The 20340-nt window shown below is 72.2% G+C and carries 19 protein-coding genes and 1 tRNA gene; 10 read left to right on the top strand and 10 right to left on the bottom strand.

Annotation, left to right across the window (positions count from 1 at the left end):
• Nucleotides 1-108: 108 nt before the first annotated feature.
• From KVF89_RS13295 to KVF89_RS13320, 6 genes are all read left to right on the top strand, one after another.
• Entirely contained in the window at nucleotides 109-2352 is a 2244-nt protein-coding gene (locus KVF89_RS13295; protein WP_257426083.1) for a DNA polymerase III subunit gamma and tau, read from the top strand.
• A 70-nt stretch (nucleotides 2353-2422) separates the two neighbouring features.
• Nucleotides 2423-2827: a YbaB/EbfC family nucleoid-associated protein gene (locus KVF89_RS13300; RefSeq protein WP_257426085.1), complete on the top strand. Its 405-nt coding sequence runs from the start codon at nucleotides 2423-2425 to the stop codon at nucleotides 2825-2827.
• 15 nt (nucleotides 2828-2842) lie between these two features.
• Nucleotides 2843-3439 (top strand): recombination mediator RecR, encoded by a 597-nt coding sequence (recR, locus tag KVF89_RS13305; protein ID WP_257426087.1) that lies wholly within the window; start codon nucleotides 2843-2845, stop codon nucleotides 3437-3439.
• Between the two features lie 8 nt (nucleotides 3440-3447).
• On the top strand, nucleotides 3448-4098 hold the full coding sequence (locus KVF89_RS13310) for a DUF5063 domain-containing protein (protein WP_257426088.1): 651 nt from the start codon (nucleotides 3448-3450) through the stop codon (nucleotides 4096-4098).
• A 91-nt stretch (nucleotides 4099-4189) separates the two neighbouring features.
• Nucleotides 4190-5473: an aspartate kinase gene (locus KVF89_RS13315; protein ID WP_257426090.1), complete on the top strand. Its 1284-nt coding sequence runs from the start codon at nucleotides 4190-4192 to the stop codon at nucleotides 5471-5473.
• Nucleotides 5470-6516 carry an aspartate-semialdehyde dehydrogenase gene (locus KVF89_RS13320; RefSeq protein WP_257426092.1) on the top strand — a complete coding sequence of 349 codons (1047 nt, stop codon included), beginning with the start codon at nucleotides 5470-5472 and terminating at the stop codon, nucleotides 6514-6516. The genes KVF89_RS13315 and KVF89_RS13320 overlap by 4 nt, the downstream gene beginning before the upstream one ends.
• A gap of 94 nt (nucleotides 6517-6610) precedes the next feature.
• On the opposite strand, the gene KVF89_RS13325 is transcribed toward KVF89_RS13320, so the two are convergent.
• The 3 genes from KVF89_RS13325 to KVF89_RS13335 all read right to left on the bottom strand — a co-directional run bounded on the left by KVF89_RS13325 (nucleotide 6611) and on the right by KVF89_RS13335 (nucleotide 8781).
• Entirely contained in the window at nucleotides 6611-7576 is a 966-nt protein-coding gene (locus KVF89_RS13325) for a hypothetical protein (RefSeq protein ID WP_257426093.1), read from the bottom strand.
• A 112-nt stretch (nucleotides 7577-7688) separates the two neighbouring features.
• Nucleotides 7689-7762 (bottom strand) — tRNA-Pro (locus KVF89_RS13330).
• 89 nt (nucleotides 7763-7851) lie between these two features.
• Nucleotides 7852-8781, bottom strand: a complete 930-nt coding sequence (locus tag KVF89_RS13335) for a metallophosphoesterase (RefSeq protein WP_257426095.1) — start codon at nucleotides 8779-8781, stop codon at nucleotides 7852-7854.
• 36 nt (nucleotides 8782-8817) lie between these two features.
• On the opposite strand from KVF89_RS13335, the gene KVF89_RS13340 reads away from it, so the two are divergent.
• Nucleotides 8818-9276: a GatB/YqeY domain-containing protein gene (locus KVF89_RS13340; protein ID WP_257426097.1), complete on the top strand. Its 459-nt coding sequence runs from the start codon at nucleotides 8818-8820 to the stop codon at nucleotides 9274-9276.
• Nucleotides 9277-9431: 155 nt separating this feature from the next.
• On the opposite strand, the gene KVF89_RS13345 is transcribed toward KVF89_RS13340, so the two are convergent.
• Entirely contained in the window at nucleotides 9432-11765 is a 2334-nt protein-coding gene (locus tag KVF89_RS13345; RefSeq protein ID WP_257426098.1) for a transglycosylase domain-containing protein, read from the bottom strand.
• Between the two features lie 239 nt (nucleotides 11766-12004).
• Here KVF89_RS13345 and KVF89_RS13350 point away from each other — a divergent pair, with 239 nt between their 5' ends.
• Nucleotides 12005-12283, top strand: coding sequence for a WhiB family transcriptional regulator (locus KVF89_RS13350; RefSeq protein ID WP_257426100.1), 279 nt, complete (start codon nucleotides 12005-12007; stop codon nucleotides 12281-12283).
• A 31-nt stretch (nucleotides 12284-12314) separates the two neighbouring features.
• Here the strand turns inward: KVF89_RS13350 and bagB are convergent, their stop codons facing one another.
• From bagB to KVF89_RS13380, 6 genes are all read right to left on the bottom strand, one after another.
• Nucleotides 12315-13577: an ArsA family ATPase gene (gene bagB, locus KVF89_RS13355; protein ID WP_257426101.1), complete on the bottom strand. Its 1263-nt coding sequence runs from the start codon at nucleotides 13575-13577 to the stop codon at nucleotides 12315-12317.
• Nucleotides 13577-14575 (bottom strand): ATPase BagA, encoded by a 999-nt coding sequence (bagA, locus tag KVF89_RS13360; RefSeq protein ID WP_257426103.1) that lies wholly within the window; start codon nucleotides 14573-14575, stop codon nucleotides 13577-13579. Before bagA ends, bagB begins: the two co-directional genes overlap by 1 nt.
• A gap of 35 nt (nucleotides 14576-14610) precedes the next feature.
• Complete coding sequence (locus KVF89_RS13365; protein WP_257426105.1) at nucleotides 14611-17055, bottom strand: ABC transporter permease; 2445 nt, start codon at nucleotides 17053-17055, stop codon at nucleotides 14611-14613.
• Complete coding sequence (locus KVF89_RS13370) at nucleotides 17055-17792, bottom strand: ABC transporter ATP-binding protein (RefSeq protein ID WP_257426107.1); 738 nt, start codon at nucleotides 17790-17792, stop codon at nucleotides 17055-17057. The genes KVF89_RS13365 and KVF89_RS13370 overlap by 1 nt, the downstream gene beginning before the upstream one ends.
• A 107-nt stretch (nucleotides 17793-17899) precedes the next feature.
• Nucleotides 17900-18577, bottom strand: a complete 678-nt coding sequence (locus tag KVF89_RS13375; protein ID WP_257426109.1) for a response regulator — start codon at nucleotides 18575-18577, stop codon at nucleotides 17900-17902.
• On the bottom strand, nucleotides 18574-19746 hold the full coding sequence (locus KVF89_RS13380; protein ID WP_257426111.1) for a sensor histidine kinase: 1173 nt from the start codon (nucleotides 19744-19746) through the stop codon (nucleotides 18574-18576). Before KVF89_RS13380 ends, KVF89_RS13375 begins: the two co-directional genes overlap by 4 nt.
• 87 nt (nucleotides 19747-19833) lie before the next feature.
• On the opposite strand from KVF89_RS13380, the gene KVF89_RS13385 reads away from it, so the two are divergent.
• Both KVF89_RS13385 and sp36 read left to right on the top strand, forming a co-directional pair.
• Complete coding sequence (locus KVF89_RS13385; protein ID WP_257426112.1) at nucleotides 19834-19986, top strand: hypothetical protein; 153 nt, start codon at nucleotides 19834-19836, stop codon at nucleotides 19984-19986.
• A gap of 198 nt (nucleotides 19987-20184) precedes the next feature.
• Nucleotides 20185-20340: a Sp36 family protein gene (sp36, locus tag KVF89_RS13390; RefSeq protein WP_257426113.1), complete on the top strand. Its 156-nt coding sequence runs from the start codon at nucleotides 20185-20187 to the stop codon at nucleotides 20338-20340.

Genomic DNA, 20340 nt, shown 5'->3' on the forward strand with positions numbered 1-20340 from the left:
CCTTCCCGAGGGCATCTCGGAGGTCATCACGATAGGGCGGGACGGTGACCTTGGGGTGTGCGCCACGGCCCCCCGGACGTGTCGGGGCCAGCGACTAGGGTGGGCTCCGTGGACTCCCCGCTCGCGCTCTACCGCCGCTACCGGCCCGAGACCTTCGCGGAGGTCATCGGGCAGGAGCACGTCACCGAGCCGCTGCGGGCCGCCCTGGCTGCCAACCGGGTCAATCACGCCTACCTCTTCTCCGGCCCCCGCGGCTGTGGCAAGACGACCAGCGCGCGGATCCTCGCGCGGGCGCTCAACTGTGAGAAGGCGCCGATCTCGGACCCGTGCGGCGAGTGCGAGAGCTGCCGCGACCTGGCCCGCAACGGGCCGGGCTCGATCGACGTGATCGAGATCGACGCGGCCTCCCACGGTGGTGTCGACGACGCGCGCGACCTGCGGGAGAAGGCCTTCTTCGCCCCGGTGCGGAGCCGCTACAAGGTCTACATCATCGACGAGGCCCACATGGTCACCACGCAGGGCTTCAACGCCCTGCTCAAGCTGGTCGAGGAGCCGCCGCCCCACCTGCGGTTCATCTTCGCCACGACCGAGCCGGAGAAGGTCATCCCGACCATCCGCTCGCGGACCCACCACTACCCGTTCCGGCTGATCCCGCCGCGCCTGCTGACGTCGTACCTCACCGAGCTGTGCGAGCGCGAAGGCGTCTCGATCGAGCCCGCCGCGCTGCCGCTCGTCGTCCGTGCCGGCGCGGGCTCGGCGCGCGACACCCTGTCGGTCCTCGATCAGCTCCTCGGCGGCGCCGGGCCGAAGGGCGTGACCTACGACCTGGCCAGTGGTCTGCTCGGCTACACGCCTGACACGTTGCTCGACGACGTCGTCTCGGCGTTCGCCGCCGGCGATGGCTCGGCCGTCTTCGGCGTGGTCGACAAGGTGATCGAGACCGGGCAGGACCCGCGTCGGTTCACCGAGGACCTGCTCCGTCGGCTGCGCGACCTCGTCATCATCTCCGCGGTGCCCGACGCCGCCGCCTCGGGCCTGCTCGACCTGTCCGGCGACCAGGCCGACCGCCTCGTCGCGCAGGCGGCCGCCTTGGGCCGGGCCGAGCTCACCCGCGCCGCCGACCTGGTCGCGGCCGGCCTCACCGACATGCGCGGCGCCACGGCGCCGCGGCTGCTGCTCGAGCTGATCTGCGCCCGGATCCTGCTCCCGGCCGCCGACCACACCACCGAGGGCGTGCTGGCCCGCCTCGACCGCCTCGAGCGGCGGGCCTCGATCAGCGGTACGACGTCCGCCGAGTCCGCGCCCGCCGCCGCTCCGGCCGCCGCCCCCGCCCAGGACCGGCCGGTGCCGTCCCGCTCCGAGCGGGCCGCTCCCGAGCGGGTCGAGGAGCCGGCGACCCCGCCTGCTCCCGCGCCGACCGCCGCGCCCGCCCCCGAGCCGGCGCCCGAGCCGTCGTCCGAGCCGGCACACACGCCCGAACCGGCACACACGGCCGAGCGGGTGCCGGTCGCAGACGCTCCGGCGCCCGCCCCGGCCGCGGAGCCGGTGTATCCCCCCGAGCCGGTCCACGTGCCGGAGCCGGAGCCGGAGCCCGCGCCGATGGCGTCGGTCGTGGACGCGCCCAGTCCGGAGCCGGCCGCTCCCGCGCCCGCCGCCACGGGTGGCAGCGGACTGTCCCTGGTCGACGTCCGCCGGCTCTGGCCCTCGGTCATCGACCGGGTCAAGAGCGTCAAGCGGGTCACCTGGATCCACCTCACCCAGAACTCCCAGGTCGTCGGCTTCAACGGCAACGTCCTCAGCCTCGGCTTCCCGACCGACGGGCCGCGCCGCTCGTTCGAGACGGGCGGCCACGCCGAGATCGTCCAGCAGGCGGTGATCGACGAGATCGGCGCCAACGTCCGGATCGAGGCGATCATCGATCCCGCTGCCGATCCGGGAGCGCGGACCCCTGAGCCGGCGCCGGCCCAGGCGTCGGCACCGGCTACTCCCGCGGCCCCGGTCGCGGTGGCCGAGTCCGGGGGCTGGCCGGAGGTCACCGCCCCGCCGCAGTCCGCCGCGCCTGCCTCCGTGCCGTCAGCTCCGCAGTCCGCCCCGCCCCCGGACGACCCGCCGCCCTGGGCCACCGAGCCGCCGCCGGCGGACGGGCCGCCCGAGGAGCCGGTCTCGCGACGCTCCCGCGTGGCCGACATCCAGGCCCAGGCTCAGGCCGAGGCCGCGGCCGAGGCGCCGCCGGAGGACCCGGACGCCGCGGTGGACCTCAACGACCGCGAGGTCGACGCCGAGTCCAGCGCGGAGCTCCTCGCCCGCGAGCTGGGCGCCCAGATGATCGAGGAGATCCCCCGCGGCGACTGAGTCGCCGGCCGCTCTCCCGCTCCCGAGCACCTCGCCCGGACCACAGACGGACCACAGAGAAGAGACCCCCATGAGCCAGAACCCCTTCGACGCCCTCGGCGGCGCCGGTGGCCTTGACCTCGGCGCACTGCTCCAGCAGGCCCAGCAGATGCAGGACCAGCTCCAGAGTGCCCAGCAGAGCCTGGCCGAGGCCACGGTGGACGGCACCGTCGCCGGCGGCGCCGTGACCGTCACGGTCACCGGTGCCGGCGAGCTGACGGCCGTCACGATCAGCCCCGACGCGCTCGAGGGCACCGACGCCGAGGCGCTGGCCGACCTCGGTGACCTGGTGGTCGCCGCGTTCCGCGACGCCCGGGCGAAGGTCGACGAGCTCGCCGAGCAGATGCTCGGCCCGCTGGCCGGCGGCCTGCCCGACATGGGCGGCCTCCCCGGCCCGGGCGGACCGGGCCAGTCGCCCGGCCCGCTCGGCTTCTGAGCGGGGGCAGCACCCTTGTACGAAGGCGTCGTCCAGGACCTCATCGACGAGCTCGGGCGGTTGCCCGGGGTCGGCCCGAAGAGCGCCCAGCGGATCGCGTTCCACCTGCTGCAGGCCGACCCCGCCGACGTACGCCGGCTCGCCGAGGTCCTCATCGAGGTCAAGGACAAGGTGAAGTTCTGCTCGATCTGCTTCAACGTCGCCGAGGACGACCAGTGCCGGGTCTGCCGTGATCCACGGCGCGACCTGACGGTGCTGTGCGTCGTGGAGGAGTACAAGGACGTCGTGGCGATCGAGCGGACCCGTGAGTTCCGTGGCCGCTACCACGTCCTGGGCGGCGCGATCTCGCCGATCGACGGCATCGGTCCCGAGCAGCTCCACATCCGCGAGCTGCTCACCCGGCTCGGGGACGGGACCATCACAGAGGTGATCCTGGCCACCGATCCGAACCTCGAGGGCGAGGCCACCGCGACGTACCTCACGCGGATGCTCGGCCCCCTGGGGTTGCGCGTAACGCGTTTGGCCAGTGGACTTCCGGTGGGAGGAGACCTGGAGTACGCCGACGAGGTCACCTTGGGTCGGGCATTCGTGGGAAGGCAGGCAGCGACATGAACGGGAACATGAGCGACGACGGCACCACCACCACCGAGCAGCTCCCGGGCCTCGCAGCGCTCGAGGCGCTGATCGCGGTCGAGACAGAGACCGTGCGACTCGCCGACGAGATCGCCGCGTCGGTGCGGTCCTTCCTCGACGGCCTGCGGGTCGTCGCGGCGCAGGCCAGCGGCGGGCAGGCGGTGTCCCTGCTGCTGCTCCAGATCAGCCAGATCGCGCTCACCGGCGCCCGGCTGGGCGTGCAACGCGACTTCGCACCGCGCGACGAGTACCAGCCCGACGACGGACCGGACCCGGACGACATCGACGAGCTGCGCCTGCAGCTGGCCGGGCTGCTGGGCAATCTGGACACCTACAGCTACGTCTTCGACCCCTACGACCCGGAGGTCGTCGAGGGTCTGCTCTCCGACGATCTGACCAGTATCGCCGCCGATCTCGCCGTCGGGGTCCGTCATTACGAGGCGGGCGACGTCGAGGAGGCGCTGTGGTGGTGGCAGTTCTCCTATGTGTCCTCGTGGGGTGCGCTCGCCGGCTCGGCGATGAAGGCGCTGCTCTCGGTGGTGGCCCATGACCGGCTCGACGTCGACCTGGACACCACCCAGGAGCTCGCGCTGGTCGAGGCGGCGGCTGCCGTGCTGGACAGCGCGGAAAACGGCTAGCCCACTCTCGTAGAATCGGGGGCGGCCCCGTCGATGTGGCCTGCCCTAGAAGTAGCACCGTCCCCGAGACCACCGCCAGGAGTGAGCCCCCGTGGGCATTGTCGTGCAGAAGTACGGCGGCTCGTCGGTCGCCGATGCCGCCGGGATCAAGCGCGTCGCACAGCGCATCGTCAACACGAAGAAGGCCGGCCACCAGGTCGTGGTCGTCGTCTCGGCGATGGGGGACACGACGGACGACCTGATCGACCTCGCCAACGAGGTCTCCCCGCTGCCACCGGCCCGTGAGCTCGACATGCTGCTCACCGCCGGCGAGCGGATCTCCATGGCCGTGCTGGCCATGGCCATCCACGACCTCGGGCACGAGGCGCGCTCGTTCACCGGCTCCCAGGCCGGCGTGATCACCGACGCCGAGCACGGCAAGGCGAAGATCATCGACGTGACGCCGGGCCGGATCCAGGCGGCCCTCGCCGAGGGCGCGATCGCCATCGTCGCCGGCTTCCAGGGCGTCTCGCAGACGACGAAGGACATCACCACGCTCGGCCGCGGCGGCTCCGACACGACCGCGGTGGCGCTCGCCGTCGCGCTCGAGGCCGACGTGTGCGAGATCTACTCCGACGTCGACGGCATCTTCACCGCCGACCCCCGCATCGAGCCGCGGGCCCGCAAGGTGCCGCGGATCTCCTACGAGGAGACGCTCGAGATGGCCGCGCAGGGCGCCAAGATCCTGCACCTGCGGTGCGTCGAGTACGCCCGCCGCTACGACATGCCCATCCACGTCCGCTCGTCCTTCTCCGAGAAGGAGGGCACCTGGGTCGTCAAGTCCGCAGATGTTGCTCAGGAGGGCACGAATACCATGGAAGCCGCGATCATCACCGGTGTCGCCCACGACCGCAGCCAGGCCAAGATCACCGTGGTCGGCGTACCGGACAAGCCGGGCGAGGCGGCCGCGATCTTCCGCGCCGTCGCCGAGGCGCAGATCAACATCGACATGATCGTGCAGAACGTGTCGGCCGCGGCCACCAGCCTGACCGACATCTCCTTCACGCTGCCCGCCGGCGAGGGCCAGACCGCGATGACGGCGCTCTCGCGGCTCCAGGACTCGGTCGGCTTCGAGTCGCTGCTCTACGACGACAGCGTCGGCAAGGTGTCGGTCGTCGGCGCCGGCATGAGCTCCTCGCCGGGCATCTCCGCGCGCTTCTTCGAGGCGCTCTCGGAGGCCGGCGTCAACATCGAGATGATCTCCACCTCGGAGATCCGGGTCTCGGTCGTCGTGGCCGAGACCCAGGTCGAGGCGGCCGTCAACGCCGCCCACGCGACGTTCGACCTCGGGTCGGACGAGATCGAGGCCGTGGTCTACGGGGGTACCGGACGATGAGCAAGGTCAACATCGGTGTGGTCGGCGCGACCGGCCAGGTCGGCGTCGCGATGCGGCAGATCCTGCTCGAGCGGAGCTTCCCGGTCGGCGACGTCCGCTTCTTCTCCTCGGCCCGCTCGGCCGGCAAGGTACTCGCCTTCGGCGACCGCGACGTCACCGTCGAGGATGCCGAGACCGCCGACCCGACCGGACTCGACGTGGCGCTGTTCTCCGCCGGAGCGACCGCCTCCCGCGCGCTGGCCCAGCGGTTCGTCGACGCCGGAGTGATCGTGGTCGACAACTCCTCGGCGTTCCGCAAGGACCCGGCGATCCCGCTGGTCGTCTCCGAGGTCAACCCGGAGGCGGCGGCGTCCGTCATCGCGGCGGGCCGCGGCATCATCGCCAACCCCAACTGCACCACCATGGCCGCGATGCCGGTGCTCAAGCCGCTGCACGAGGAGGCCGGCCTGGTCCGGCTGATCGCGTCGACGTACCAGGCCGTCTCCGGCTCCGGCATCGCCGGTGTCGAGGAGCTCGCCACCGGCGTCGCGGCGGCCGGCGACAAGGCCCGGGAGCTGGCCTACGACGGCGAGGCCGTCGCGTTCCCCGAGCCGGGCGTCTACCAGCGGACGATCGCCTACAACGTGCTGCCGCTGGCCGGCAGCATCGTGGACGACGGGCTCAACGAGACCGACGAGGAGCAGAAGCTCCGCAACGAGTCCCGCAAGATCCTCGGCATCCCGGAGCTGCGCGTCTCCGGCCTGTGCGTGCGCGTGCCGGTCTTCACCGGCCACTCGCTGGCGATCAACGCCGAGTTCGCGCGGCCGCTGACCCCGCAGCGGGCTCGCGAGCTGCTCTCCGGCGCCCCCGGCGTCGAGCTCGCCGACATCCCCAACCCGCTCGCCGCGGCCGGCAAGGACCCGTCGTACGTCGGCCGGATCCGCCAGGACCCCGGCGTCGACGACGACCGCGGCCTCGCGCTCTTCGTCTCCAACGACAACCTGCGCAAGGGGGCCGCGCTCAACACGGTCCAGATCGCGGAGCTGATCGCGGCCTCCCGCTGAGAGACAGATTCACCGGCCGGCCGGTGAAACTCACGCTTGGCCGAGGAAACTTCCTCGGCCAAGCGTGAGTTTTCTCGTTCAGGCTCGCGTTACGTCAGGTATCGGAGGGATCGACGAAGGTCTTGGTGACCCAGACCGAGGCGAGGTAGGCGCCGATGCTGAGGACCGGCACGATGATCAGCGTCGACCAGTGGTCGAGCAGGTCGATGAGGAACAGCAGCGCTACGACAGCGACCAGGCCGACCGCCAGGAAGCTGCTGCTGCCCGGGTCCGGGATGGCGAAGGCCTTGAGCAGCTGGGCACCCAGGACGACGCACAGCGCGAACGTGGCGATCAGCAGCAGGAAGCCCGGTCCGCCGCCGCACGACGACGTCCCGCGGACCGCCTCACAGCCGCGCAGGGACAGCCAGGTGAGGACGACCATCGCCGCGCCCACCACGAGGCCGGAGAGGGCCGCGGCGCGGTAGGCGGTCAACAGGGTGCCGCCACCGCCCAGGGCCGCGATCTCGGCGTCCTCGAGGGCCGCCGCGGTCACCGGCTCGGGCTCCACCTCGACCTGCGCCGGTTTGGGGGCGGCGCGTACGGCGGGCTTCTTGGCTGCGGCCGGCTTCGGGGTTGCCACCGGCTTCCGGGCGGTGGCGGGCGTGGGGGCCACCACGGGTTCGTCGACCTCGGGGAGGACAGCGGTCGGTTCGGGCTCGGGTTCGACCGTGGTCGGTTCGGGTTCCAGCTCGACCGCAGTCGGTTCGGGTTCGGGTTCCGGCTCGGGTTCCGGTTCGACCGCGACCGCGACCGGTTCCAGTTCGGGCTCGACCGTCTCCGGCTCGGTCTCGGCGACCGCGGGTTCCTCGACGACGTCGGCGGCCGGGACCACGGGCTCCTCGACCGGCTCGGGAGTGGGCTCCGGCTCGGGCGTGGGCTCGGGACGCGCGGCAGGACGGGCAGGGCGCGCTGGAGCGGCCGGAGCGGGCGCCGGGGCCTGCCCGGCGGCCTTCTTCTTCCGCCCGAACAGCTTCGGCGGCTCCAAGCTGAGCTTCAGCTTGTCCTGCTCGTCAGACATGGCATGCAGTGTGTCACGAACGCACAGGTGAGCGGGTGGTGGTCATCGGGCGACACGAGGGTGAAAACCTCGACGGGCGTATCCGGTCTCACCGGATCCGCCCGTCGATCGGTCGGGCTGACAGGATTTGAACCTGCGGCCTCCTCGTCCCGAACGAGGCGCGCTACCAAGCTGCGCCACAGCCCGCCATGAACCGGCTCCGAGGAGCGGCTCACCAGCACGGGAGCATAGCGGAGCCGGTGGCCGGACCCGCAATCGGGATACCCCTGGCGGCCCTACCGCGGGAGCAGGGTGAGCAGGGTGGCCTCGGGGCGGCAGGCGATCCGGATCCGGGTGTACGGGTTGGTGCCGAGGCCGGCGGACACGTGCAGCCAGGCCGAGCCGGGGTCGCCCGGCCGGGAGTCGGCGGGGTGGCGGTGCAGGCCCCGGGCGCGGCTGGGATCGAGGTCGCAGTTGGTGGCATACGCGCGCGAGCCACCCGGCCACGGCAGTCGTACCTGGCCGCCGTGGGTGTGTCCGGCGACGATGGCGTCGTACCCGTCGGAGGCGAACCGGTCCAGCACCCGGAGGTACGGCGCGTGCGCCAGTGCCAGCCGCAGGTCGGCGCTGGCGTCGGCGGGCCCGGCGACGGCGGCCAGGTCGTCGTACGCGAGGTGCGGGTCGTCGACGCCGGCGAGGGCCAGGACCGTCTCGCCGACGGTGAGCCGGTCGCGGCGGTTGGTGAGGTCGACCCAGCCCGCGCCGGTGAGCCCGGAGCTCAGCTCGCGCCACGGGAGCTGCGGCGTCGCGGTGTGGCGCTTGCCGTTGTCCGGGAGGACGTACCCGAGCGGGTTGCGCAGGCCGGGCTCGAAGTAGTCGTTGGAGCCGTGCACGAACACGCCTGGCCGCTCGAGCAGCCCGCCGAGGCTGTCGAGGACGACGGGGACCGCGTCGCGGTGGGCGAGGTTGTCGCCGGTGTCGATGACCAGGTCCGGCTCCAGCCGGGCGAGGCCCCGCAGCCACTGCTGCTTGCGGGTCTGGCCGGGGGTCATGTGGATGTCGCTGAGGTGGAGCACCCGCAGCGGCCGCATCCCGGTCGGGAGCACGCGCAGGTCGAGGCGGCGCAGGGTGTACTGACGTGCCTCCCAGAGCGCGTACGACGTCGCCGCGGCCCCGAGAGCCCCGCCGAAGCCGGCGGTCCGCAGCAGCGCCGTCCCGAATCCCATTCGTCCAGTCTCACCCACGGCAGGCAGAATCGAGGCATGAGCATCCTCAAGGACCAGCTGCGCACCGACCTCACCACCGCGATGAAGGCCCGGGACGAGGTCCGGTCGTCCACCCTGCGGATGATCCTGACCGCCGTGACCAACGCCGAGGTCGCCGGCAAGGTCGCCAAGGAGCTCACCGACGACGAGGTTCTCACCGTGCTGGCCGCCGAGGCCAAGAAGCGCCGCGAGGCCGCGGTGGCGTTCGAGGAGGGCGACCGCCCCGAGAGCGCCGCCAAGGAGCGCGCCGAGGCCGCGGTCATCCAGGACTACCTGCCCGAGCAGCTCGGCCCGGAGGAGATCGCCGTGATCGTCACCGCCGCCGTCGAGCAGGCCGGAGCGGCCGGCGCGGGCCCGAAGGCGATGGGCCAGGTGATGGGCATCGTGCAGCCGCAGGTCAAGGGCCGGGCCGACGGTGCCGCCGTCGCCGCGGAGGTACGCCGCCAGCTCGGCTAGTTGCTTGAGTCCGAGCGTGTCGCCCTGTCGAGAGGGACGCACGGTCGATCCGCCGGCTGTAACTATCTGTCGATGTCGCTACCTGCCACGTAGACCTGTACGCCAGTGGCACGGACAGGTAGTTGCAGCTCGCTGCCCTCGGACCGCGGTCGAGCTCAGCCCTGACCGTTGCCGTTCCCGTTGTTGCCGCGCCCCTTGTTCTTCTTGCCCTTCTTCACCTTCGGCGTGCCGTCGGAGATGAACAGGGTCACGGTGTCGCCGGCGGCGAGGCGGGCGCCGGTGCCGGGTGCGGACCAGGCGACCAGGCCCTGCCCGACGGCGGAGTCGACGGTGCCGCCGTTGGCGACGGTGAAGCCCAGGCCCTCGAGCATGGACTTCGCGTCGTCGTATGACTTGCCGGAGACGGCGGGGACGGTGACGAGCAGGCCGCGGATGTCGGTGGTCGAGGGCCGGGTGAAGTCGAGGTCCTCGAGCAGCGGGGCGATCGCCTTGAAGGCGTCACCCCAGATCGGGCCGGCCGTCGTCGAGCCGGAGGAGGCGTACAGCGTGCGCCCGCCGACCGACTTGCCGTCGAGGGACTCGGGGTGGCCCTGCCCGTTCACGCCCGCGACCATCGCGGCGCCGGCGAGGTTGGGTGTGTAGCCGACGAACCACACCGAGTTGTTGCCGTTGGTCGTGCCGGTCTTGCCGGCGGCCGGCTGACCCGGGTACTGGGCGGCGGCGAATCCGCCGGACGACACGACGCCCCGGAGTACGTCGTTGACGGCGTTCGCGACCGGGCTGGCGAGTACCTGGGTGCAGTTCTTCTCGTACTTCTTGAGCACGTTGCCCTGCGAGTCGGCGATCTCGGTGACCGGTCGCGCGTCGCAGTGCAGCCCCTCACCGGCGAAGGTCGCGTAGGCCTCGGCCATCTCCAGCGGGCTGACGTCGGCGACGCCGAGCGTGAACGATGGGATCATGTTGGCCTCGGTGAGCTCGGTGATGCCCATCTCGCGGGCCAGCTTCCACGGCTCGCAGAGGCCGGTCGCCTTCTCGAGGTTGACGAAGAAGGTGTTGACCGACTTCTGGGTGCCTTCGTACAGGTCGGGAGAGGAGGAGGAGCTCGTGGAGTTCTTGGGCTCCCACACCTCGCTGCTCTGGTAGGGCCCGTCGCAGGTCTCGAACTCGTTGAGCGGGAACCGGCCCGGGTTCGGGGCGGGGAACCGCTGGGTGAGCGGGATGTCCTGGTTGATCGCCGCGGCGAGGACGAACGCCTTGAACGTCGAGCCGGGCTGGAAGCCGGCCGCGTCGCCGTACTGGGTCGGCACGGTGTAGTTGAGGAAGGTCTCGCCCTTCTTCTTGCCCATCGGCCGGGACTGGGCCAGGCCCTTGACATTGCCGGTGCCGGGCTCGATCAGCGCGAGGCCGCCGACGGCGAGGTCGTCCTTGTAGACCTGGGAGCTGACGGAGTCGTTGGCGGCCTTCTGGTAGCGCAGGTCGACGGTGGTCTTGATGGTCAGGCCGCCGTTGAAGATCAGCTGCCGGCGCTCCTCCGGGTTGGCGCCCAGCGCCGGGTCGGTCATCAGCCAGCGCACGACGTAGTCGCAGAAGAACTGCGCCTCGGAGTTCACGCAGCCGTTGGGCTGCTCCTGGAGGCGCAGGCCGAGCTTGCGGTCCTTGGCCTTGTCGGCGTCGGCCTTCGGCACCACGTTCAGCTGCGCCATCCGGTCGAGCACGATGTTGCGGCGTACCGTCGCCTGAGCCTTGTTCTTGGTCGGGTTGTAGGCCTCGGGGCTCTGGACCAGGCCGGCGAGCAGCGCCGACTGGCGGAGGTTGAGGTCCTTGGCGTCGACGCTGAAGAAGTGCTGTGCGGCGGCCTGGACGCCGTAGGCGCCGTCGCCGAAGTACGCGGTGTTGAGGTAGCGCTCGAGGATCCAGTCCTTGCTGTGTCGCTTCTCGAGGGCGATCGCGTAGCGCAGCTCGCGCAGCTTGCGGCCGTAGCTGTCCTCCTTGGCGGCCTGGATCGCCTCCTTGTCGCCCTTGGCCTGCGTGATCAGCGTCAGCTTGACCAGCTGCTGGGTGATCGACGAGCCGCCCTGGGTGACCCCGCCCGCGGCCTGGTTGGTGAACAGCGCGCGCATCGTGCCCTTGAGGTCGAGCGCGCCGTGTTGGTAGAAGCGGTAGTCCTCGATGGCGACCATCGCCTCGACCATCGTGCGGGAGATCTGGCGGAGGGGGACGTTGACCCGGTTCTGGTCGTAGAGCGTCGCGATCGTCTTGCCCTCGGCGTCCTTGACCTCGGTGCGCTGGGGAAGCTGCTCGGTCTCGAGCTCCTGGGGGAGGTCGTCGACGGACTCGGAGACGTTGCGTGCGGAGAAGCCCAGGACGCCCGCGAACGGGATGGCCAGGCCCGAGACGACGACGCCGAGCACGGCGGCGACGATCAGCATCACGCCGAGGTGGGAGGCGACCTTCCGCGGTGGGAGGCCGTCGAACCGGGTGCGGGACATGCGCTCAGAGTACGTGAGGGGGTCGCACGGAAAGGAGTCGACGGAGGGCGGCTCGACCCCCTCGGTCGCCGGTGTCGCGCTCGCCCGGTCTCGATCGGTCTAGTCCGATATGACTAGACACCTTGGGCCCGATGAGCGATATCGGTGCGGAGCGTCGTCCTTTACCTTGGAGCGGTCGGGGAGACCGAGCGCTGTGGGGGCGTTGGCTCGTCGGTTGTGGGAAGCACCAGGGGACAACTATGTGGGTTGAGGATTGGGCGCCGCGCGCGGCCTGTCGGGAACAACAGCCGGACCAGCTCTTCGTCCGGGGAGCCGAGCAGAACAAGGCCAAGCAGGTCTGCACCGGTTGCCCGGTGCGGACCGAGTGCCTGGCCGAGGCACTGGACAACCAGATCGAGTGGGGTGTCTGGGGCGGGATGACCGAGCGGGAGCGCCGAGCGCTTCTCCGGCGTCGCCCGAACGCCTCCTGGCGCAGCGTCTTGGAGTCGGCACGCGAAGGTCAGGACGTCACGGTCTGATCCGCCGCGGGGCCCGCACCCGTACGCCAGGTCACAGGGTGCTCGTGGGCTCGTCCGCGGTGCCTGCCAGCAGCGTGCCCACGGTGCGCAGCCCGCCGAGGTCGTGCACGTCCCCGGCCAGGGCCGGTACGACGGCCGTCGCCACCTGGGGGTGCGCGGTCGCGAACCGGTCGCGCAGGGCACGCTCGCGCTCGACCATCCGCACCCGGTCGGCGTGCAGCCGGAGCAGCCCGGCGGTGAGCTGCGCCGTCGGCGAGGTGGCGTCGGCGCGGCGCAGTCGCTCGGACGCGGTCATCGCCTCGTCGGCGGACAGGTCGCCGCCCGGCTGGCTGTTGAGGGGCTGGGGGCTGGCGCGGTTGACGACCAGGCCGGCCAGCGGCATGTCGTCCTCGCTGAGCCGCTCGACGAAGTACGCCGCCTCGCGCAGCGCGTCGGCCTCGGGCGCGGCGACCACGAGGAACGCCGTACCGTCGGCCTTGAGCAGTGAGTAGGTCTGCTGCGCGCGCTGCCGGAACCCGCCGAAGACGGTGTCGAGTGCGGTGACGAAGGTCTGCAGGTCCTTGAGGAACTGCGCCCCGAGGATCCGGGTGAGCGCGTTGGTGATGAGCCCGAGCCCGGCCGTCATCAGCTTGGCCGGCCCCTTGGCGGGCATCAGCAACAGCCGCACGAACCGACCGTCGAGGAAGCTGGAGAGCCGCTCCGGCGCATCGAGGAAGTCGAGCGCGGAGCGCGACGGCGGGGTGTCGACCACGATCAGGTCGTAGGTGCCGTCCGCGGACCCCCCGTCAGAATCCGTCTGCAGAGCGACATTCTCACGATACAGCTGGCCGAGCTTCTCCATCGCCATGTACTCCTGCGTGCCCGCGAACGAGCTCGACAGCGCGATGTAGAAGGGGTTGGCCAGGATCTGCTTGGCCTTCTCCGGGCTGGCCTGGGAGAGCACCACCTCGTCGAAGGTGCGCTTCATGTCGAGCATCATCGCGTCGAGGCTGCCGGAGCCTTCGACGCCGACGACCGGCCGCGGGGTGTTGTCGAGCTCCTCGATCCCCATCGACTGCGCGAGCCGGCGGGCCGGGTCGATGGTCAGGACCACGACCTTCCGGCCCCGCTCGGCCGCGCGCAGCGCGAGCGCGGCACTGGTCGTGGTCTTCCCGACCCCGCCGGAGCCACAGCACACGATGATCCCCGTGGCCGGGTCGTCGAGGAGGGCGTCGACGTCGAGGGTGCCGGCGTGGTGGCCGGGCGCGGTCGCCGGTCCGACGCGGGACGGACGGTGGGCGCTGCTGCGAGCCATCAGGCCATCCCTTGCTCTCGGAGGAGGCCGGCGAGCTCGTAGAGCCCACCGAGGTCGATGCCACCGGCCATCCGGGGCAGCTCGTACGACGGCACGTCGAGCTCGGCCACGAGGGCGCGCTGCGAGTCCTCGAGCGCGCGTCGCTCCGCGTGGTCGGCCGCCTCGGCCAGCAGGCCGTCGACCAGGTCCGGGCTCACCGCGATGCCGCCCTCGGTCAGGTCGGCCTCGATCCGTTCGCGGTCGAGGGTCCCGGCGCGGGCGGCGGCGAGCTCGTCGGCGTCGAGGTCGCGGGGCCGGATCTGGTTGACGATCACCCCGCCGACCGGCAGGCGGGCACCACGGAGGTCGGCGATGCCGTCGGCGGTCTCCTGGACCGGCATCTCCTCGAGCACCGTGACCAGGTGGACCGCCGTCCGGGGGGAGCGGAAGAGGGTCATCATCGTGTCCGACTGGGACTTGATCGGCCCGACCTTCGCCAGCCCGGCGAGCTCGTTGCTGACGTTGAGGAACTGGGTGATCCGCCCGGTCGGCGGCGCGTCGAGCACCACCGCGTCGTACTCGATGGCGGACTTGTTGCGTCGGTTGCGCTGCACGGCCTCGTAGACCTTGCCGGTCAGCAGCACGTCGCGGACCCCGGGCGCGATGGTGGTGGCGAACTCGATGACGCCGAAGCGGTCGAGGGCCTTGCCGGCGCGGCCGAGCCGGTAGTACATCGAGAGGTACTCCAGCAGCGCGGACTCGGCGTCGATGTGCAGCGCGTGGACGACGCCGCGGCCGCCGTCGTCATCAGGCAGCCCGGTCGTGAGCCGTCGCTCCTGGTAGGGCAGCGGGTCGACGTCGAACATCCGGGCGATGCCCTGGCGGCCCTCGACCTCGCACAGCAGGACGTTCCTGCCGCGGGTGGCGAGCGCCAGGGCGAGGGCGGACGCGACCGTGGACTTCCCGGTCCCGCCCTTGCCGGTGACGACGTGGAGACGCACCTTCGGCCAATCACTCACCCGGTGAGCCTAGTGGTGCGTCCCCACGCAGGGGGTCAGTCCAGCGAGAGCCCTGCTGCCGGCGCGATCCGGGACGCCCGCCGGGACGGGAGCACCGCGGCCACGAGACCGGCCAGGGCGGCGATCGCCACGACCAGGCCGAGCTGGCCCCACGGCAGGACCAGGCCGGCGCCGTCGATCGCGGGCTGGACCAGCGCGCGGATGGCGGTCCACGCGAAGGTCACGCCGAGCGCGGTGCCGAGCACGGTCGCGACGACCGACAGCAGGACGGCCTCCGTAGCCAGCATCCGACGGACCTGGCGACGGGTCAGGCCGAGGGCCCGCAGCAGCGCGTGCTCACGGCCCCGTTCGAGGACCGAGAGCCCGAGCGTGTTGCCGATGCCGACGAGCGCGATCAGGACCGCGATGGCCAGCAGGCCCACGACACCGCCGGTGAGCACGTCGAGCTGCAGGTCGACGTACGACCGCTTGGCCAGTCCGTTCTCCACGCTCGCGTCGATCGGCGTGGCGACCGCCTCGACGGACCCGGCCAGGTCCGCGGGGTCCGCGTCGGCCTCCGCGCGCAACCAGACCGCCTGCGTGCCGGCGTCCGGCGCGAGCTGCTCGAGTGTCGTACGCCGGACCAGGGCGGCCTCGCCCCAGCCCTCGCCGCCGACGACCCGGAGCTCCCGGGTCGTGTCGCCGACGGTGACGGGAACGACGTCGCCGACCTCGATGCCGTCGCCGATCAGGTCCCAGGGGACCAGCACCTGCCGGGGGCCCGGGGTGGGGAGAGCGTCGTGCAGCACCTTCGCGTCGCCGTCGGTGCTGGCCGGGAGGAGGGGGAGCGGCGTGAGGTCCCCGATCCGGGCGAGCACGCCGGGGACCGGTACGGCGGCGACCACCCCGTCGACCGCGGCGAGCCGGTCGAGGGTGTCCGCCGGCAGCGGGCCTTCGGCGGTGACCGCGAGGTCGATCGGGTGTTGCTCGTCCATCTCGGCCGTGAGGGCGGAGCGGGAGCTCGCCATGCCGGTGAGCACCGCCGTCGTCAGGGTGACGCCGACGAGCAGCGAGGCGGCGGTGGCGGCGGTCCGCCGCGGGTTGCGCACGGCGTTGCCCGCGGCGAGGCGCCCGGCCGGTCCGAGCAGCCGCCGGGTGAGGGGCGTGGTCGAGCGGATCAGGGCGGGCACCAGGATCGGCCCGAAGAGCAGCACGCCGAGGAACACCGCCGTGCCACCGACGGCGAGGGCGCCGACATTGGCGGTGGCGACGGCCGCGCCGAGGCCGAGGACACCGGCGGCGAGCAGGACGACGCCGAGCGCGATCCGGATCCGGCCGGTCCGCGTCCGCGCCTGCGTGCTGTCGTCGGGGCGCAGCGCCGCGAGCGGACTGACCTGGACCGCGCGCCGGGTGGGCAGCCAGGCAGCGACCAGGGTCACGCCGATCGCCACCGCCGCGGCCCCGGCCAGCCAGACCGGCGCGACCTCGGCCTCGCCCAGCCGGGCCCCCGGCCACTGGGCGCGGACCAGCGCGACCAGTCCGTGTCCGGCGCCGAGGCCCGTCAGTACACCGATGCCGGCCGAGAGGATCCCGAGCGCGAAGGACTCCAGGCGCACCGAGCGCAGCACCTGGCGACGGGTCGCGCCGACACAGCGCAGCAGCGCGAAGTCCCGCGAGCGCTGGGCGAACAGGATGGTGAACGTGTTGTTGATGACGAGGACCGCCACCACGAGAGCGATCGCGCCGAACAGCAGCACCACGATCCGCACCAGGTCGACGCCGTTGTTGACCTCCTTCTGCAGGTCCTGGACGAAGGCGTCGACAGCCACCACCTCGGCGTCCGGCACGATCTCCCGGATCGCCGTCCGGGCGTCGGCCGTGTCGCCGGGGTCGGCCCAGGCGAGGCTCATCGTGACGAGGGAGTCCTGCCAGCGGGCCAGGTCGGACCAGAGCAGGTAGACCGAGGCGTAGGCGTAGGTCGACGGCGAGTCGACCAGCCCGACGACGGTGACGTCCAGGGCGTCCCCTCCTGTGCCGATCCGCAAGCCGTCGCCGACCTCGATCCGGGAGACCTTGGCCGCGTTCGTGTCGACCACGGCCTCGCCGGGCCCGCCCGGGAACCGCCCGGACACCAGCTCCTGCCAGCGCCGGTCCGGCCGGTCGGGCAGCTGTCCGATGTCGGTGCTGGTGTCGACCACCGTGCGGGTGTCGGCCCCCTTGTCGAGGGCGACCTGCTCCATGGTCCAGCCGATCAACCATGCGTCGGCTCCACTCTGTGCCGCGGCGTCCAGGAGCCGTGCGGTCTCGGTGGGCGACGGGCTGTCGACGACAGCGTCCGCGCCGTCGTACGGCTCTCCGAGGCCGGCGGTCAGGCCGTCGCGGATCGCGGAGGAGAGGGCGGCGGTGACCACGATGAACGCGGAACCGATGACGACGGCGAGCAGTGCGGCGCCGTACCTGCGGGTGTGGGTGCGCAGCGACGCGAGGATGACGGTGCGCATCAGGCGGCGTCCCCACGGCGCTCGGTGATCCGGCCGTCGGCGAGGACGACGACGTCGTCGGCGTACGTCGCGGCCTCGGTCTCGTGGGTGACCATCACGACCGTCTGGCCGAGCTCGCGCACCGACTGCCGCAGCAGCGAGAGCACCTCGGCGGAGCTGGAGCTGTCGAGGTTGCCGGTCGGCTCGTCGGCGAAAACGATCGCCGGCGCGGACAGCAGGGCGCGGGCGATGGCGACCCGCTGCTGCTGGCCGCCGGACAGCTCGGCGGGCCGGTGGGTCAGCCGCGCGGTGAGGCCGAGGGTCTCCACGATCGAGTCGAAGCGCCGGCGCAGGTCGCGGTCCCGGCCGGCCTGTCCGGCCAGCTCGGTCGGCAGCCAGATGTTCTGCTCGGCGCTCAGCATCGGCAGCAGGTTGAACGCCTGGAACACGAAGCCGACGTGGTCGCGACGGAACCGGGTCAGGGTGTCGTCGTCCATGCTCTCCAGCGCCTGCCCGGCGACCGTCACGCTGCCGTCCGTCGGCTGGTCGAGCCCGGCCAGGCAGTGCATCAGCGTGGACTTGCCGGAGCCGGACAGCCCCATGATCGCGGTGAACCGGCCGGCCGGCAGGTCGAGATCGACGCCGCGGAGCGCATGGACGAGGGTGTCGCCGCGGCCGAAGGTCTTGGTGAGGCCGCGCGCGCTGGCGGCGAGGGCGACGGTCGGGGCGGGCGGTTGCGGGGACGTCAGCGAGGTCATGCCGACGAGCCTCGCCGGGATCGGCCGCCCGATCGTCAGGCCACGGGCTGATCCGTCGTACGACGGTGGGTGGACCCGGGTGGTCGGGCGTGCTGCGGCATCCGGGGCTACGGCCGGACGAGTCCCGTCTCGTAGGCCAGCACGACCAGCTGGACCCGGTCGCGCGACCCGGTCTTGGCGAGCAACCGGCCGATGTGGGTCTTGACGGTCGCCTCGGAGACGACGAACTCGGCCGCGATCTCGGCGTTGGCGAGGCCGCGCCCCACGAGGACGAGGGTCTCGCGCTCGCGGTCGGTGAGGGCGTCGAGCCGGGCGTCGGGGCCCGGGGTCGTGGGATCGGGGAGGACTCCGGCGAAGTGCTCGAGCAGGCGCCGGGTGGTGCTCGGGGCGACCACGGACTCGCCGGCGTGGACGGTCCGGATCGCGTCGAGGAGGGTCTCGGGGGTGGCGTCCTTGAGCAGGAACGCCGCGGCGCCGGCCCGGATGGCGGCGAAGGCGTACTCATCGAGGTCGAAGGTGGTCAGCACGATCACCTGCGGCGGCTCGGGGCGCTCCGCCAGCCTGCGGGTCGCCTCGACGCCGTCCAGCCGCGGCATCCGGACGTCCATCAGCACGACGTCGCAGCGCGTCACCGCGAGCCGTTCCAGCGCCTCCCCGCCGTCGCCGGCCTCGCCGACCACGCTCAGGTCGGGCTGGCTGTCGATGAGCATCCGGAACCCGGCCCGGACCAGGTCCTGGTCGTCGACGAGGAAGACGCGGATCGGCTCGGCTGCGGGATGGTTCACAGCGGGATCCTCGCGCACACCGTGAAGCCGCCGCCCGCCGCGGGCCCGGTCGCCAGCGTCCCGCCGTGCGCGGCCACCCGCTCCCGCATCCCGGCCAGGCCGAGCCCACGGCCGTCGTCGTGGGTGGCCGCGCCCCGCCCGTCGTCGGCCACCTCGACCACGATCGCACCGGTTTCCACCCGCAGCGCGACGGTGGCCGTGGCCTCGGGCCCGGCGTGCTTGCGGACGTTGGTGAGCGCCTCCTGCGCGATCCGGTACGTCGTCAGGGCCACGCCGTCCGAGACGGCGGGCAGGGGCTCGGGCAGCTGGGCCACGACGCGCGTCCCGGCGGCGCGTGCCTCACCGAGGAGCGTCACCAGGTCGCCGAGGCGGGGCTGGGGAGCGGTCGGCGCCTCCTCGGCGCGCAGCAGCCCCAGCATCCGGCGCAGCTCGGCGATCGCCTCGCGTCCGGTCGCGGCGATCGTCGCCAGCGCCGGCCCGGTCACCGACGGGTCGTGGGCCGCCGCCGCTCGGGCGCCATCGGCCTGCACGACGATCGTGGTCAGCCCGTGGGCCACCACGTCGTGCATCTCCCGGGCGATCCGGTGCCGCTCGTCGATCGCCGCCAGGGCGGCCTGCTGGGCCGCCTCGCGTTCGAGGCGGGCGCCGCGCTCGACCAGCGCGTCGACGTACGCCTGCCGGGTGCGGCCGAGCGTCCCGAGCGTCCAGGCGACGACCACGAACAGCGCGATGGTGACGGAGTAGGCGGTGAGGTTCTCCAGCGTCAGCAGGTCGGCTCCGAAGCCGTGCAGCCAGTCGACGGCGGCGATCCCGGCGCCGACCAGGCCGGTGGCGAGCGCCGCCGCGGCCCACCGCGGGCCGGCGTACCGCGCGACGGAGTAGACCGCGATCGGGAAGGCGAACTGGCTCCACAGCGGGTGCTGGTTGAGCAGCGGTTGGACGGCCGTGGCCGCCGCGACGACGGTGAAGACCGCGACCGGGTGGTGCCGGCGCAGGGCGAGCGGCGTGATCTGGGCCAGCATCAGCAGCCCGTCGACGGCGTCGACGAAGAGGGCGTACGGCAGCGCCGGCAGCAGGAGGAACAGGGTCAGCCCGAGGTCGAACCACCGTTCGCCGCGGGGTCCGAGCCGCCACGGCTGTCGATGCGCCCCCAGGGCAGGTCCGGCCACCGGGCCACCGTAGACGCCGTGGCGCCCGCGGACGTCAGACCACGGGTGGATCCGCGCCGTACCATCGAAGTGTCGGAAGGAGCCGTCATGGCCGAGCAGTCGCGCCTGGAGCGCTACAAGCACCTGCCCCCACCGGTCGACCCGCAGACGCTGCGCACCACGCAGGACATCGACCCGCCGCCGCCCGAGGAGGACGACACCTACCGCGAGCTGCTCTGGGTCGTGAACCGCTACGGCTGATCGCCATCTTGCCGTTGAGTCGTCGCATCTGACCGGTCGAGTCGTCACAAACGGTCCGTTGCGATCCGCCGTGTGGCACCGACCGAGCATCACGACGACTCGGCGGGGTCAGATGTGACGACTCAGTGGGTCAGAACCGACGACTCAACCCCGGCTCACCCGCGCTCGAGCCAATCGGCACTGAGTAAGGTCAGCGGCATGACCAAGTGGGAGTACCAGGTGGCGCCGGTCTTGAACCATGTCGCGGCGCAGATCCTCAACAACTTCGGCCAGGACGGCTGGGAGCTCGTCGTCCTCGTGCCCGGCCAGGGCGGCAACGACATCGCCTACTTCAAGCGCCCGATCGAGGGCTGA

Source organism: Nocardioides carbamazepini (assembly GCF_024614185.1).
In the GTDB taxonomy this organism is placed as follows: domain Bacteria; phylum Actinomycetota; class Actinomycetes; order Propionibacteriales; family Nocardioidaceae; genus Nocardioides; species Nocardioides carbamazepini.